Here is a 12966-nt window from a genome sequence, read left to right on the forward strand (position 1 = left end):
CCACCGAGAAGAGCGGTATCGAGTGGTACTGAGGCAGGGCGCTGCAACACCTGCGACGGCGTTGCGACGTCGGCTGAAGGGCAGGTGAGATGTGGATCAACAAGGGCTGCCATGGCAGCCCTTGTTGCGTGGTGGCGGCAGAATCAGGCCAGGCCCAGTTCCGCGGCATGGTCGCGGCATAATGCCTGTCCGGCCGCGTAGCCTGCCTGATACATCTGCGACAGGTTGGAGTAGGACCAGTCCAGCTCCTGCTCGCGCTGTTCCGGACGGATGAACTTGTCATAGGCCACGCGCAGCAACTTGGTGCGCGGCTTGCCCTCGGCATCCTTGTTATGCAGGGCCTCGAACAGCTTCAGGTCATCTCGGGCAATTTCAGTCAGCGGGGTGATGATGGATTGCACCCAGGCGTCGTACAGATCGCGCGGCGGATGCAGGATCTCTTCGCTGCCCAGTACATCGAATACCACGGTGGTATCGATATAAGGGTGATCCTGGAACAGGCGCTTGAAGTTGAGGGTGTCAATGGCAGCGCCTTCGATGTAGTAATCACCATCCAGCAGGTAAGGCGGATAGATCAGCGGGAAGGACAGCGCGGCCAGAAAATGTTCGTGATTGATCTGCTGCTTGTTCCAGCAATCCATGCGCTTTTTGCTGAGGTTGTAGGCATTCAGATAAAACTGCGGCTTGATGTCCGCCAGTCTGGCAAAGTCCACTACCTGGTCGATAAACGGTACATGTGCGCACAGGCCTTGGCTTTTGGCGTTCAGATCGCTGGGGCAGAGCGTGGCCATCAGCCAGCTACTCCAGTCTGCCGCCAGCCGTTGTAGGGGGCCCTGGTCTGCCTGGGCCTGGATGGCTTGCAGTACCGGATTGGCCTGCTGCCACTGGCGCCACAGGTCGGCCAGCGGGCCGGGTTTGTTGAATACCTTGAAGTTGACCGGGAAGACAGAGTACAGCGCATCGGCAACGCCCATGTCGGCCAGTTTTTCCAGCGCGGCTTTCGGCTCCTGCCCTTTGGCGGCGGTATAGAGCAAGCCGACAATGGCACCCGCACCCGAGGTGGAAATGATGTCGAACTCCACACCCGCTTCGATGAAGGCTACCAGCGAACCTGCCATCAAGGTGGCGTTAGGGGCGCCGCCGCCCAGTACCAGCGCCAGCGATTTCTTCTTGCTGCTCATGTCTGCCACTCCTGCATGGGAAATAATCAGAATTATGCTTTATGAATTGTGAATTTTCTTTGATTTGTTAAGAAAATTCTTAGAAGGAGCTGTCTGTTTGGCTACGTGGTTTTACCATGTACCTTGCAATACACAATAGCTGGAACTAGAATCCGGTCTGACCTTGCGTTGGGCACGTCAAACTATCGTGCAATGCAAGGTAGGGGTGAAACATGAAAACACAGTTGAAGAAGGGCACGCTCGACATGTGTGTGCTGGCTGCATTGGCGGCAGGGGACAGTTACGCCTACGAATTGGTGAGCATCCTGTCGCGCAGCATGGAGGTGAGTGAGGGAACCATGTATCCCCTGATGCGCCGCCTGCAGGCCGAGGCCTGGGTATCGACTTATCTGGTGGAGTCGGCCAGCGGGCCATCGCGCAAGTACTACACCTTGACGGCAGAAGGCCGACGCCAGCTGGCACTGATGCAACAGGAATGGCAGGAGTTTGTCGGCGACGTAAACAGTGTGTTGCAACTGGCCGCAGGCCGGGCCACGGGAGAAACAGCATGAACCAACAGGAATTCATCCGTCAGTTGAAGGACGCACTGGCGCGACTGCCGCAGCAAGAGAGACAGGAAATCATCGCCGATTATCAGGAATATTTCCGCGATGGACTGGCTGCAGGCCGAAGTGAGGCGGACATTGCCGCAGGCCTGGGTGACCCGCAGCAACTGGCGCGGGAACTGATGGCGCGTCACCACATTGCCCGCTGGGAGGATCGCAAGACGCTCGGCAACCTGTTTGCCGTGGTGGGCGCCATTGCCGGCATGGGCCTGATCAACTTCCTGTTGGCCGTTCCCTTCCTGTTTTATCTGTGGATGCTGACCATGGCGGCACTGGCGTCCACCGGCATCCTGATTGGCGGTCTGGTGCTGTTTGGCACCCTGGCGTGCAATGAGCTGTTCGGCTGGCCGGCCATCCACGAATCCCGTGATGTCCGGGCCATCTGGTCCGATTTTGCCCAGGGCGGCCCGGCGGGCAACATTCATATCCGTGGCCGTAATGGCGAAACGGTTGATGTGGTGCGCGAGGCGTCGTCCGGCCGGGCCAGCATCCATATCCAGTCCAGTGATGGCACGGTCAGCCTGGAGCGCAATGCCAGCGAGGCGCTTGGCCGGCTGCAGATCAAGGATGAAACCGGGCAGGTGGATATCGGTGGTCTGGACTGGGGCCTCAGCCGCCATGGCATGCTGCTGACCGGCTTGTTATTGATGGCGCTGGGTGGTGGCGGCTTGTTTCTATGCTACTTGCTGGCGCGCTGGACCTGGCATGGCTTGCTGGCCTATGGCCGTTACCAGCTGGGTTTGCTGGACAAGGCCAGGGGGAGGGATGTCTGACTAGTCTGGAGTGACAAGCAAAAACGGACCCGCGGGTCCGTTTTGCATGGTGATGACGCTGAGAGCCTCAATGGCCGTCGTAGGAGCAGACGGTGAAGACATCCAGCCCGCTATCGCGGATCAGCTTGCCACCGCCCAGTTCCGGCAGCTCGATGATGGCGGCGGCTTCCAGTACATCCGCCCCCAGTTTTTTCAGCAGATTGTAACCGGCCATCATGGTGCCGCCGGTGGCGACCAGATCGTCGATCAGCACTACCCGGTCACCCGCCTTGCAGGCATCGGTGTGGATTTCCACCGTGGCATTGCCGTATTCCAGCTCGTATTCTTCTGCCACCGTGGTGAATGGCAGCTTGCCTTTCTTGCGGATGGGTACGAAGCCGACATTCAGTTCGTAAGCCAGTACCGAGCCGATGATGAAGCCACGTGCGTCCAGCCCGGCAATCAGATCCACCTTTTCCAGCATGTAGCGATGCACATAGATATCGATCAGCATGCGGAAGGTTTTCGGGTTTTGCAGCAGCGGGGTGATGTCGCGGAACATCACGCCCTGGCTGGGCCAGTTGGGCACGGTGCGGATCCAGCCTTTCAGATAGCTGGAATAGTCGAGATTGCTGAGATTTTCCATGGCGCTATTGTACTTTCAAATGAAGCGACCGTGTTTGCTGTCGCACAAAGCAAAAAGGCCCGCCGCACCACGCAGCAGGCCTTGAGTGACCGGATCAGGATCAGGCAAAGAATGCCAGCTTGAAGATCCACAGTGCGGCAATCACCACGACCGCCGGTTTCAGGTCGGCAAAGCGGCCAGCCAGAATCTTGATCACAGCATAGCTGATGAAGCCAAAAGCGATACCGTCGGCAATCGAGAAGGTAAACGGCATGGCCAGTGCAGTCATCACCGCAGGGGCGGACTCGGTCAGGTCGCTCCAGTCGATTTCCGCCAGACCGCGTGCCATCAGCACGGCAACATAGCACAGGGCCGGTGCGGTGGCGTAGGCCGGTACGGTTTTGGCCAGCGGGGAAATCCACAGGCAGGCCAGGAACAGGATGGCCACCACGGTGGCGGTCAGGCCGGTACGACCACCCACGGCGGTGCCGGCGGCGGATTCGATATAGGCGGTGGTGGAGGAGGTGCCCATGATGGCACCGGCAGTGATGGCCACCGAGTCAGCCAGCAAGGCGCGCTTCAGGCGCGGCAGCTTGCCGTCCTTGTCCAGCAGGCCGGCGCGGTGCGACACACCCACCAGCGTGCCGGTGGTGTCAAACAGGTCGACAAAGAAGAACACGAAGATCACGCCCACCAGACCGGCGCTCATGGCACCGTGCAGATCCATCTTCATGAAGGTGGGTTCCATGCTCGGTACCGGAGCGAAGATGCCTTCAAACTTGGACAGGCCCAGCGCGATGGACAGTGCGGTCACCACCAGGATGCCGATGATGATGGAGCCCGGCACCTTGCGGTATTCCAGCGCCACGATCAGGAAGAAGCCCAGAATGGCCAGCAGGGTGGTCGGATTGTGGATGTTGCCCAGCGTCAGGTAAGTGGCCGGATGCGCAGCAATCACGCCGGCATCTTTCAGCGCGATGATGGCCAGGAACATGCCGACACCGGCAGAAATGGCAAACTTGAGCGAACGCGGAATGGCGTTGACGATGGCTTCACGCACCTTGAACAGGCTGACAGCCAGGAACACGATGCCGGAAATGAATACCGCACCCAGAGCCGCTTGCCAGGGGATCCCCATGCCCTTGACCACGCTGAAGGTGAAATAAGCATTCAGGCCCATGCCCGGTGCCAGTGCCATCGGATAATTGGCTACCAGACCCATGATGGCGGTGCCAAGTGCAGCGGCCAGGCAGGTCGCCACGAAGACTGCGTTCAGGTCCATGCCGGTGGCCGACAGGATCAGCGGATTGACCAGGATGATGTACGCCATGGTCAGGAAAGTGGTGAAGCCGGCAATGACTTCGGTCTTGACCGAAGTGCCGTGTTCCCTCAGCTTGAAAAAGCTTTCCAGTATTTGCATGTCAGAGATGCTCCGAGCCTTGTTATGGTTTGGTGAAGACGCGCGATTTTACTTCGGTGTGAAGACAAATACCTAAATCTTGACATGAAGATACTTTTGCACTTAACCGGAAAAGCAGTCTGTGGTATTCTGAAAAATTACCCTTTCTTTGGCAGGAAGCGCGTTTGATGACCAAAGCAGTCGGGAACATCTATATCGTAGTGGCCCCGTCCGGTGCCGGCAAAACCTCTTTAGTGTCTGCCCTGTTGCAGGCCGAACCTGCGGTGGAGTTGTCCATCTCCTACACCACGCGTGCGGCCCGCACCGGTGAAGTGGATGGTCAGCATTATCATTTTGTCGATCATGCGACTTTCCAGTCCATGATTTCCGCCGGTGACTTCCTGGAATATGCCGAAGTGTATGGCAATTTCTACGGCACCAGCGTGCGCTGGCTGCAAAGCCGCCTGGAAGAGGGGCGCGACATCCTGCTGGAAATCGACTGGCAAGGGGCGGAGCAGGTGCGCAAGGTTTTCCCCGAGGCACTTGGCATTTTCATTCTGCCGCCGTCCATCGAAGAGCTGGAACGCCGCCTGCGCGGTCGTGGCACGGATACCGAAGAAGTCATTCTGCGTCGCCTGGCCTCTGCCCGCTCGGAAATCGACAAGGTCGCAGAATACGACTACATCGTGGTCAACGATGACTTCGAACGCGCCCGGCTGGACCTGATCAGTATTTTCCGTGCACGCCGCCTGCGTGCTGCCGTGCAAGTGGCACGGCTGGCTCCGGCACTGGCGCGCATGGGCGTGCAGCGCAGCTAGCACGCATTGGTTGCCCCGGCAAAACTCGATATAGTTAAACGCATTGCGTTTCATTCATGAAAGAAATCACATGGCACGTATTACCGTAGATGACTGCCTGGATCGTATCCAGAACCGTTTTGACCTGACCCTGGCTGCAGCTTACCGCGCCCGTCAGGTAGCCTCCGGTGCCACCGCCTTTGTGGATGCCGGCCGTCATAAGCCTACCGTGGTTGCGCTGCGTGAAATCGCGGCTGGCCATGTTGGTCGTGAAGTCCTGACGCGCAACAAGGGCTGATCTGGGTGGTGGCGGAGCGAAGCATGGAGACCGGAGTTCAGAGCGTCATCGACTACAACGCACTGATCGAGCGCGAAGCCGTGGCCTTTTTCGAGGCGGCGGCGCGCTACCTGAAGCCGGAAGACGTGCAACTGCTGCGCCAGGCATTCGAAGTCAGTCGTGAAGCGCACGAAGGCCAGACGCGCAAGAGCGGCGAACCTTACATCACCCACCCGCTGGCCGTAGCCACCATGCTGACCGACTGGCGGCTGGATGTGCAGGGCCTCGCGGCGGCGTTGCTGCATGATGTGCTGGAAGACACCGGGGTGACCAAGCCCACCCTGGTGGAGAAGTTCGGCAAGGTGGTGGCCGACCTGGTGGACGGCCTCTCCAAGCTGGAAAGGCTGGAATACCAGACCAAGGAAACCGCCCAGGCGGAAAACTTCCGCAAGATGGTGCTGGCCATGGCGCGCGACATCCGCGTCATCATCGTCAAGCTGGCTGACCGGCTGCACAATATGCGCACGCTGGACTCCATGCGCGAGGACAAGCGCCAGCGCATTGCGCTGGAAACGCTGGAAATCTACGCGCCGATTGCCAACCGCATCGGTCAGAACAAGGTGTACCGCGAACTGCAGGATCTGGCCTTCAAGCACCTGCATCCGCATCGCTACAGCGTACTGTCCAAGGCAGTGCGTGCCGCACGCGGTAATCGCCGCGAAGTGGTCAACAAAATCCTGAAAACTGTCAGCCAGCGGCTGGTGGAAAGCAATATCGAAGCCACCATCAAGGGGCGCGAGAAAAACCTGTACAGCATCTACAAGAAAATGCAGGAAAAACACCTGTCGTTTTCCGAGGTGCTGGATATTTACGGTTTCCGCGTGGTGGTGAACGACATTCCCAGTTGCTATCTGGCGCTGGGTGCCCTGCACAGTCTGTACAAACCCATTCCGGGCAAGTTCAAGGATTACATCGCCATTCCCAAGGGCAATGGCTACCAGAGTCTGCACACCACCTTGTTCGGCCCGTACGGCACGCCGGTGGAAATGCAGATCCGCACCCGTGAAATGAACGGTGTGGCCGAAGCCGGTGTGGCTTCGCACTGGATGTACAAGAGCGGCGATGCCGGCATCAATACTGCCCAGCAGCGCACGCACCAGTGGTTGCAAAGCCTGCTGGACATGCAGGAGGAGAGTGACGACGCCGTCGAATTCCTCGAGCACATCAAGATCGACCTGTTCCCGGACGAAGTGTACGTGTTCACCCCCAAGGGCAAGATCATGGTGCTGCCGCAAGGCTCCACCCCGGTCGACTTTGCCTATGCCGTACATACCGACGTCGGCCATCGCTGTATTGCCGCGCGCGTCAATCATGTGCTGATGCCCCTGCGCACCGTGCTGCGCAATGGCGATACGGTGGAAGTCATCACCTCCACCCAGGCCAAGCCCAACCCGTCCTGGCTCACCTTCGTGCAGAGTGGTCGTGCGCGCTCCGGCATTCGCAATTATCTGAAGAGCCTGCAGCGCGAAGAAGCTTCCACGCTGGGTGAAAAACTGCTCAAGCAGGCGATTGGTGCCCTGGCGGTGTCACCGCTGCTGCTGGACGATGCACTCAAGGCCGAGTACATGGCGGTGCATGGCGACAAGCTGCAAGGCTTTGCCGAAGTGCTGGCAGAAATCGGCGCCGGCAAGCTGCTGCCCATTGCCGTGGCACGCCGTCTGGTGGAGCTGGCGGGTGAGCGTCTTGGCGAGGACGTCAAGGTTGGCCCTGTCACCATCCGTGGCAATGAAGGTGGAACGGTTCAGCTGTCCAGCTGTTGTAATCCGCTGCCGGGTGATGAAATCCTCGGTGTCATCACCAAGGGGCAGGGCCTGGTGATTCACCGGGTGGCTTGTCCGAATGTGCAGCGTGTCGATCATGACAAGCTGTTGAATGTGAACTGGGAAACCCAGCGCGACCGCATGTTCGGTGTCAGCGTCAGCGTGCTGGCGCGCAACGAGCGCGGTGCCCTGGCGGATATTGCCGCTGCCATTTCCCAGGCTTCGGCCAATATCGAAAGCGTGGACACGCAGGACACCCATGTGGGTGATGGCTTCATCCACATTCATTTCCGTTTGCAGGTGGAGAGTGTGGATCACCTCTCCCGCGTACTGAATGCCGTGCAAAGCCTGGTGGTGGTGCAGCGGACGGAGCGGAGATAACACATGCAATTGCGCATCAATGGTGAAATGAAAGAATTCGCCCGGTTGGCCACGGTGGCCGAGCTGGTGCAGGCGCTGGAGATTGGAGACAAGCGCATTGCCGTCGAGCTGAACGGAGAAATCGTACCGCGCAGCCAGCATGCCGTGATGGCCCTGGCCGACGGGGATGAGCTGGAAATCGTCGTTGCCGTTGGCGGCGGCTGACAATACCGTAGCAAGGAGTAGACAGTGCAGGATCAACTGGTCATCGCAGGCAAGGCATACAATTCCCGTTTGCTGGTTGGCACCGGCAAATACCGCGATTTCGAACAAACCGCCCAGGCGCTGGATGCCTCCGGTTGCGATATCGTCACCGTCGCCATCCGGCGCGTGAATCTGGGCCAAAACGCAGGCGAACCCAATCTGCTCGATTTTTTGCCGCGAAACCGTTACACTCTGCTCCCCAATACGGCGGGGTGTTATTCCGCCGAGGATGCCATCCGTACCTTGCGCCTTGCGCGCGAGCTGCTGGATGATCACCGGCTGGTGAAGCTGGAAGTGCTGGGTGATTCCGGCAATCTCTTCCCCAACGTCAAGGAAACCCTGAAAGCTGCCGAAGTGCTGGTAGCCGAAGGCTTTGATGTCATGGTGTATACCTCCGATGACCCGATCATTGCGCGTGAGCTCGAACAGATAGGCTGTTGCGCAATCATGCCGCTGGCCAGCCTGATTGGCTCCGGCATGGGCATTCTGAATCCGTGGAACCTGAAACTGATCATCGAGCAATCCAGTGTGCCGGTGCTGGTGGATGCCGGGGTGGGTACCGCCTCCGATGCGGCCATCGCCATGGAACTGGGTTGTGATGGCGTGCTGATGAATACCGCAATTGCCGCTGCCGGCAATCCGGTATTGATGGCGCATGCCATGAAACTGGCTGTCGAGGCTGGCCGTGCTGCCTACTGTGCAGAGCGGATGCCGAAACGTTTTTATAGCGCTGTACCAAGTTCTCCTAGTGAGGGGGTGATTTCTTCTCGCAAGCCGTGATGCACAAAAGCGCCACAAAAAGCTTGCCGGGAATGCTTCAGACTTTTACAAACTGCGTATTGTTGTTAAAATGCTGTTTTTTATAGGTTGCCCTATGGGCGCAGCCTAGAAATCTAAGGATACTTGAGTCAATGCCGAATATTCGCGTTAAAGAAAACGAGCCGTTCGAAGTCGCCATGCGTCGCTTCAAGCGCGCTGTAGAAAAAACCGGTCTGCTGACCGAACTGCGTGCTCGCGAGTTCTACGAAAAGCCGACCACCGAACGCAAGCGTAAGCACGCTGCTGCCGTTAAGCGCCACTACAAGCGCATTCGCAGCCAGATGCTGCCGCCGAAACTCTACTAAGAGTTGCATCGGTCATAAAGCGGGACCGCAGGCCATGCCTGCGGTTTTGCCATTTGTACTCCAGAATTCTCGCCATGTCTTGACATGGCCCTCCCGTGAGCACGACATGAGCCTCAAAGTCCGTATCAGCGATGATATGAAGTCCGCCATGAAGGCGAAGGAAACCGAGCGTCTGGCCGCAATTCGCCTGTTGATGGCAGCCATCAAGCAGAAGGAAGTGGACGAACGCATCGAGCTGGATGATGCCGCCATCGTGGTGGTGATCGACAAGATGCTCAAGCAGCGCCGTGATTCCATTTCCCAGTACGAAGCAGCTCAGCGCCAGGACCTGGCCGACAAGGAAAAAGCCGAAATGACTGTGCTGATGGCCTATATGCCGCAGCAACTGTCCGAGGCTGAAATCGACGAGCTGGTTGCCAAGGCCGTGGTCGATAGCGGTGCGGCTTCCATGCAGGACATGGGCAAGGTCATGGGCCTGTTGCGTCCCCAGCTGGCTGGTCGAGCCGATATGGCATTGGTTTCGACGCGTATCAAGGCCAGGCTCTCTGCCTGATCTCCGGCCGGTTGCCGCATGGTGCCGGTAATGTTTTTTCCGTGTAAGGCAGGTGTTCGGCGTTGATTCCACAGGACTTTGTTGATCAGTTGCTGTCCCGTGTCGATCTGGTCGACGTGGTGGATCGCTATGTCCCGCTGAAAAAGGCAGGCCAGAACTATCTGGCCTGCTGCCCGTTCCACAAGGAAAAATCCCCCTCTTTCACGGTAAGCCCCAGCAAACAGTTCTATCACTGCTTTGGCTGTGGTGCGCATGGCTCGGCCATCGGCTTTGTCATGGAGTATCAGGGGCTGGGCTTTGTCGACGCCGTCAAGCTGCTCGCCGAAAGTATCGGCATGCAAGTGCCGCAGGTGCGTACCGCCAACCCGGAAGCAAGCCGGGTGGCGCGCGAACGCCAGATGTCGCTGGAAGAAGCCATGCAATTGGCTGCCGGTTATTACAAGCAGCAGTTGAAGTCGGCCCCGGTTGCCATCAGTTACCTGAAAGGGCGCGGTGTCAGCGGCGAAGTGGCAGGTCGTTTCGGTCTGGGCTATGCCCCGGGTGAGTGGCAGAACCTGCAAGCTGTTTTTCCGCAGTATCAGGATGACAAGCTGGTGGATGCCGGCCTTGTCATTTTCAACGAGGAAAGCGGCAAGCGTTACGACCGTTTCCGTGAGCGGGTGATGTTTCCCATCCGCAACCAGCGTGGTGCCATCATCGGTTTTGGTGGTCGCGTGCTGGGCAAAGGGGAGCCGAAGTATCTGAACTCGCCGGAAACGGTGCTGTTTGAAAAAGGCCGTGAGCTGTACGGCCTGTACGAAGCCCGCCAGGCTATTCGCGAGAAGAACCGCGTACTGGTGGTTGAAGGTTATATGGATGTGGTGGCGCTGGCCCAGTACGGCATCAGCTATGCGGTTGCCACACTGGGAACGGCGACTACCGGTGAGCATGTGCGCAAGCTGATGCGCCATGCAGACCAGGTTTATTTCTGTTTTGACGGTGACAAGGCTGGCCAGAAGGCAGCCTGGCGTGCGCTGGAAAACAGCCTGCCGCAATTGCAGGATGGCAAGGCGCTGAATTTCCTGTTCTTGCCGTCAGAACACGACCCGGACAGTTATGTACGGGAGTTCGGTGCCGAGGCATTCGAACAACAGTTGGCAGAGCACAGCCTGCCACTGTCGGTTTACTTTACCCGCGAGCTGACAGGCCGCGTGGACATGAATACGCCGGAAGGGCGTGCCGACCTGATCAAACAGGCCAGCCCGCTTCTGGCACAGATTGCAGCACCGGCGCTTGGCTTCATGATCAGAAAGCGGCTGGCAGAACTTGCCGGCATGGACGTCGACGATTTCGACATGCTGACCACAGGCAAGAAGGCGCCGGAGCGCAAGGGCAAGCGGGAATACCGTTTGCCGGAGGAATCATATCGCCAGATCAACACGCCCATTGTTCACAAGCAGATCAAATGGCTGCTGATGAACCCGGCGTGGGCCTGCGATGTGAGTTTGCCGGACAGCCTGCCGCTGTCCGACGAGCTGGCCTGCTTTGCGATGTTGGCCGAAAGCGTGCAACAACACGAACAGCCGCCCAATACGGCGCAATTGATAGAGGGCTTGCGTGGCACCCCCTACGAAGGGCTGATCGACAGTGTATTGCACCAGGCCATGCAGGATCCGGACGAGTTTGCCGATCCCGGCGAGGATGACCGCATCCAGTTTCAGCATGGCAATGCCAGGCTGTTGAAAATGTTGCGTGAAGCCCAGGTGGAAAGGCTAAAACTGAAAGACCGTAATGAAGGTCTAAGTCCGGAAGAAAAAGCATTATTCAGGGAACTGCTCCGAGACCTGCTCGGCTCACCACCGTGAGCCCGGGTGGAAGTGACGTAGTTGTGTTATAATCAACTGTTTTTTTCGGCTTTTTTAAAGCAGGAAGCAAAATGGCGGCCTCTCCCGAAAATCAAAAAGATGTGCAGGACAACGAAGAACAGGTCATGAGCCTGGAAGAGCAGCGTAAACGGCTGCGCCAGCTGATTGCCCTGGGCAAGGAACGTGGTTATCTCACCTACGCCGAGATCAACGACCACCTTCCGGAAGATGTGTCCGATGCCGAACAGATTGAAAACATCGTCACGATGATTTCCGGTCTGGGCATCCAGGTTTATGACGAAGCACCGGACGCAGAAACCCTGCTGATGTCCGATGCCACGCCGGCCGTGGCCGACGAAGATGCGGTGGAAGAAGCCGAGGCGGCCCTGTCGTCGGTGGATTCCGAGTTTGGCCGCACCACCGACCCGGTGCGCATGTACATGCGTGAAATGGGTTCGGTCGAGCTGTTGACCCGCGAAGGCGAAATCGAAATTGCCAAGCGTATCGAAGACGGCCTCAAGCACATGATTCTGGCGATCTCGGCCTGTCCGGGTACGGTTGCCGAAGTGCTGGAGCTGGTCGAGCGCATTGGCAAGGAAGAAATCCGCGTTGATGAAGTGGTGGATGGTTTCATCGACCCCAACGCCGAAGCCGCTGAAGCAGCGGCGATCCCGTTTGCCGAGCCGGAAGTCGAAGAAGACGCCCTACTGGAAGATGAGGAAGAAGAGGCCGAGGACGACGAAGCCAGCGCCGAAGCCGCCAATCTGGCCAATCTGGAAGAACTCAAGCAGCAGACACTGGAGCACTTTGCCGGTGTGCGCATGATGTTCGACAAGATGGTCAAGGTACTGGAAAAAGAAGGCTCCAAGTCCAAGGCTTATCTGGAACTGCAAGACGCCATCACCACCGAATTCATGATGGTGCGCTTCTCCACCCGCCAGATCGAATCGCTGTGTGAATCGCTGCGCCGTCGCGTCAACGAAATCCGTACCTTCGAACGCGATATCCAGGATATCTGCGTGACGCGCGTGCGCATGGACCGCACTCACTTCATCAAGGTATTCCCCGGCAACGAAATCAACACCGCCTGGGTGGAAACCGAAATCGATTCCGGCAAGGCCTGGAGCGAGGCGCTGACCCGCTTCAAGTACGCCATCATCGAGAAGCAGACCAAGCTGTCCGAGCTGCAGGATCGCGCCATGCTGCCGATCAAGGAGCTCAAGGAAATCAACCGCCAGATGTCGGCGGGTGAATCCAAGGCGCGCCGTGCCAAGAAGGAAATGATCGAGGCCAACCTGCGTCTGGTGATTTCCATCGCCAAGAAGTACACCAACCGTGGCTTGCAGTTCCTCGACCTGATCCAGG

General features: G+C 58.2%; 14 protein-coding genes. 11 read left to right on the forward strand and 3 right to left on the reverse strand.

What is annotated here, in order from left to right:
* Positions 1 to 143: 143 nt before the first annotated feature.
* Positions 144 to 1181: a patatin-like phospholipase family protein gene (locus ACE3SE_RS21085; RefSeq protein ID WP_374558063.1), complete on the reverse strand. Its 1038-nt coding sequence runs from the start codon at positions 1179 to 1181 to the stop codon at positions 144 to 146.
* A gap of 212 nt (positions 1182 to 1393) precedes the next feature.
* Here ACE3SE_RS21085 and ACE3SE_RS21090 point away from each other — a divergent pair, with 212 nt between their 5' ends.
* The gene (locus ACE3SE_RS21090) at positions 1394 to 1732 is read left to right on the forward strand and encodes a PadR family transcriptional regulator (protein ID WP_131355748.1); all 339 of its coding nucleotides are present in this window, start codon (positions 1394 to 1396) and stop codon (positions 1730 to 1732) included.
* Positions 1729 to 2559 (forward strand): DUF1700 domain-containing protein, encoded by an 831-nt coding sequence (locus tag ACE3SE_RS21095; RefSeq protein WP_374558065.1) that lies wholly within the window; start codon positions 1729 to 1731, stop codon positions 2557 to 2559. Before ACE3SE_RS21090 ends, ACE3SE_RS21095 begins: the two co-directional genes overlap by 4 nt.
* Positions 2560 to 2626: 67 nt before the next feature.
* Here ACE3SE_RS21095 and ACE3SE_RS21100 read toward each other — a convergent pair whose 3' ends face one another.
* Together ACE3SE_RS21100 and ACE3SE_RS21105 are read right to left on the reverse strand one after the other, a co-directional pair.
* A complete protein-coding gene (locus ACE3SE_RS21100) occupies positions 2627 to 3184 on the reverse strand; it encodes an adenine phosphoribosyltransferase (protein ID WP_045845436.1) in 558 nt (185 codons plus the stop codon).
* A 100-nt stretch (positions 3185 to 3284) separates the two neighbouring features.
* Positions 3285 to 4583, reverse strand: a complete 1299-nt coding sequence (locus ACE3SE_RS21105) for an NCS2 family permease (protein WP_045845437.1) — start codon at positions 4581 to 4583, stop codon at positions 3285 to 3287.
* Between the two features lie 167 nt (positions 4584 to 4750).
* Between ACE3SE_RS21105 and gmk the strand changes: the two genes are divergently transcribed.
* From gmk to ACE3SE_RS21150, 9 genes are all read left to right on the forward strand, one after another.
* On the forward strand, positions 4751 to 5380 hold the full coding sequence (gmk, locus tag ACE3SE_RS21110) for a guanylate kinase (protein ID WP_374558068.1): 630 nt from the start codon (positions 4751 to 4753) through the stop codon (positions 5378 to 5380).
* Between the two features lie 70 nt (positions 5381 to 5450).
* Positions 5451 to 5657, forward strand: a complete 207-nt coding sequence (gene rpoZ / locus ACE3SE_RS21115; protein WP_045845439.1) for a DNA-directed RNA polymerase subunit omega — start codon at positions 5451 to 5453, stop codon at positions 5655 to 5657.
* A 23-nt stretch (positions 5658 to 5680) separates the two neighbouring features.
* Complete coding sequence (locus ACE3SE_RS21120; protein WP_374558070.1) at positions 5681 to 7837, forward strand: RelA/SpoT family protein; 2157 nt, start codon at positions 5681 to 5683, stop codon at positions 7835 to 7837.
* 3 nt (positions 7838 to 7840) lie between these two features.
* Positions 7841 to 8041, forward strand: coding sequence for a sulfur carrier protein ThiS (gene thiS, locus ACE3SE_RS21125; protein WP_045845441.1), 201 nt, complete (start codon positions 7841 to 7843; stop codon positions 8039 to 8041).
* Positions 8042 to 8065: 24 nt separating this feature from the next.
* Entirely contained in the window at positions 8066 to 8860 is a 795-nt protein-coding gene (locus ACE3SE_RS21130) for a thiazole synthase (protein ID WP_045845442.1), read from the forward strand.
* Positions 8861 to 8991: 131 nt separating this feature from the next.
* Positions 8992 to 9204, forward strand: a complete 213-nt coding sequence (gene rpsU / locus ACE3SE_RS21135) for a 30S ribosomal protein S21 (RefSeq protein ID WP_045845443.1) — start codon at positions 8992 to 8994, stop codon at positions 9202 to 9204.
* A gap of 106 nt (positions 9205 to 9310) precedes the next feature.
* Complete coding sequence (locus ACE3SE_RS21140) at positions 9311 to 9757, forward strand: GatB/YqeY domain-containing protein (RefSeq protein ID WP_374558073.1); 447 nt, start codon at positions 9311 to 9313, stop codon at positions 9755 to 9757.
* A gap of 62 nt (positions 9758 to 9819) precedes the next feature.
* Positions 9820 to 11601: a DNA primase gene (gene dnaG / locus ACE3SE_RS21145; RefSeq protein WP_374558075.1), complete on the forward strand. Its 1782-nt coding sequence runs from the start codon at positions 9820 to 9822 to the stop codon at positions 11599 to 11601.
* 71 nt (positions 11602 to 11672) lie between these two features.
* The coding region (locus ACE3SE_RS21150) for an RNA polymerase sigma factor region1.1 domain-containing protein (RefSeq protein WP_374558077.1) at positions 11673 to 12966 on the forward strand (1294 nt) is incomplete at its 3' end.

It is taken from the genome of Aquitalea pelogenes, assembly GCF_041914625.1.
GTDB classification, from domain to species: domain Bacteria; phylum Pseudomonadota; class Gammaproteobacteria; order Burkholderiales; family Chromobacteriaceae; genus Aquitalea; species Aquitalea pelogenes.

What these genes read in the sequence shown, in the direction of transcription:
- ACE3SE_RS21085 (WP_374558063.1), bottom strand. Translation starts at nt 1,181, where the DNA reads ATGAGCAGCAAGAAGAAATCGCTGGCGCTGGTACTGGGCGGCGGCGCC.
- ACE3SE_RS21090 (WP_131355748.1), top strand. Translation starts at nt 1,394, where the DNA reads ATGAAAACACAGTTGAAGAAGGGCACGCTCGACATGTGTGTGCTGGCT.
- ACE3SE_RS21095 (WP_374558065.1), top strand. Translation starts at nt 1,729, where the DNA reads ATGAACCAACAGGAATTCATCCGTCAGTTGAAGGACGCACTGGCGCGA.
- ACE3SE_RS21100 (WP_045845436.1), bottom strand. Translation starts at nt 3,184, where the DNA reads ATGGAAAATCTCAGCAATCTCGACTATTCCAGCTATCTGAAAGGCTGG.
- ACE3SE_RS21105 (WP_045845437.1), bottom strand. Translation starts at nt 4,583, where the DNA reads ATGCAAATACTGGAAAGCTTTTTCAAGCTGAGGGAACACGGCACTTCG.
- gmk (WP_374558068.1), top strand. Translation starts at nt 4,751, where the DNA reads ATGACCAAAGCAGTCGGGAACATCTATATCGTAGTGGCCCCGTCCGGT.
- rpoZ (WP_045845439.1), top strand. Translation starts at nt 5,451, where the DNA reads ATGGCACGTATTACCGTAGATGACTGCCTGGATCGTATCCAGAACCGT.
- ACE3SE_RS21120 (WP_374558070.1), top strand. Translation starts at nt 5,681, where the DNA reads ATGGAGACCGGAGTTCAGAGCGTCATCGACTACAACGCACTGATCGAG.
- thiS (WP_045845441.1), top strand. Translation starts at nt 7,841, where the DNA reads ATGCAATTGCGCATCAATGGTGAAATGAAAGAATTCGCCCGGTTGGCC.
- rpsU (WP_045845443.1), top strand. Translation starts at nt 8,992, where the DNA reads ATGCCGAATATTCGCGTTAAAGAAAACGAGCCGTTCGAAGTCGCCATG.
- ACE3SE_RS21140 (WP_374558073.1), top strand. Translation starts at nt 9,311, where the DNA reads ATGAGCCTCAAAGTCCGTATCAGCGATGATATGAAGTCCGCCATGAAG.